Annotated in this window: 2 protein-coding genes; both read right to left on the bottom strand. The window is 33.4% G+C overall.

Annotated features, from left to right (window positions below; translation table 11 throughout):
* Window positions 1-234: 234 nt before the first annotated feature.
* Window positions 235-735, bottom strand: coding sequence for an SH3 domain-containing protein (locus CHX27_RS00925; RefSeq protein ID WP_094484904.1), 501 nt, complete (start codon window positions 733-735; stop codon window positions 235-237).
* 2 nt (window positions 736-737) lie between these two features.
* A partial coding sequence (locus CHX27_RS00930; protein WP_207758912.1) for a hypothetical protein occupies window positions 738-1,403 on the bottom strand: 666 nt, incomplete at its 5' end.

Genomic DNA, 1,403 nt, shown 5'->3' on the forward strand with positions numbered 1-1,403 from the left:
ACAATACCCATATGCATCCATTGTTTTCTCCGCCAACGGATCCACACTTATAAAACTACTACATTTTGGGTCGTAGTAGCGGGCGATTTAGATTTGTTTAAAACTTCCCATATCTAATCCTTCAATTACTTCTCGGAAAAGCTAACGAAAATCTATATCTTTTGTTTTGATAAAATCATAAGTAATTATATAAGAATATCCTTTGTATCTTGATTAGTGTCATGAGACTAAATTCTAATTACAAGTTGTAAAAATATTAGCGCACTGATCTTGTGGTCGCATCCATCCACTATACTCCTTATTGTTTAATTTTAAGAAGACATACAACCATTTGTTCGAACATCCACGCACCTGAAACGCAATATTTACATATTCTTCAAATTTTCCAATTATTTTACTGGTTTCATTTGGAGAGTCATATAGGTTCAATTGTGAATTGTAGTTATTTGCATAAATACCTACATATTTGTCGCTGATCCACCCTAATTTATAACGCTTATTGAAGGAGTCGGTTGGTTTAACTAAAAACTTATGATCTTTGTAGTCATAAATTTTTAAGCTAAAGTAATTTTCAGTTGTAGAGTCATTTTTTATTTCATAGATAATTTTAGCTTCTTTTTTATTAGAAGAATAAATAGGGATTCTACTATTATCTGTGATAATAAAAGTTTCACAGTTGCACTTTTGACCAAAGATACATCCATTTAACAGTAACAATAACAGTAGTATTTTCATCTTCAACTTCTATTTAAAATTAAAGTTCCTTTTTTTACACCCGATAACTGTTCATTAAATTGGTTCCAGCCATTATTTAGAGCTTTGCCGTTTTTGTCATATTTTGATGGCACTATTAATAAGCATCCTTCGGAGATTCCATTTTTCCCTTTGTTGTATGTTCCAGCAGCACCATTTCGATTAGAGGTATGTATAAAAATTCCAGATTTAAATTGTTTATTTTTGGAATTAGGATTTGGATTATATCCGTCTAAAGGAGGTACCTCATTACGACCCTCAACTGCCCAGTGCGACTCAAGTTTACCACTTTTCCCTTTAGCATCATAATTGAAAGAGTAAGTACCATCTGCAATCGCTCCAAACTTTTTACTGTCCGAGGTCATTGTAAATCCTTGGTATTCTTCAATGTCGTTTTCTCCATCAGGCCCGTAGACAGTAACACTTGCTAGTTTTGCTCCTTTTCCAAATAAATTGTTGTCTTTTCCAAGTTTTTCATCGCGCGATCCATTAAAAACAATAACTGCTTTTCCAAGGTATTGGTCACCTTTCTGTAAATCTTTGTCCTTAGAACTTGTTACATTTTCATCCCAAATAATTTTACCGTCTCTCTTCACCCAATCATCTGCTTCCCGTCCATCCGGATCCACCAAATTAATTGGGTTTTGGTA

It is taken from the genome of Flavobacterium aurantiibacter, from assembly GCF_002251775.1.
GTDB classification, from domain to species: domain Bacteria; phylum Bacteroidota; class Bacteroidia; order Flavobacteriales; family Flavobacteriaceae; genus Flavobacterium; species Flavobacterium aurantiibacter.

Coding starts and splice junctions, on each gene's coding strand:
- CHX27_RS00925 (WP_094484904.1), bottom strand. CDS start 735: ATGAAAATACTACTGTTATTGTTACTGTTAAATGGATGTATCTTTGGT.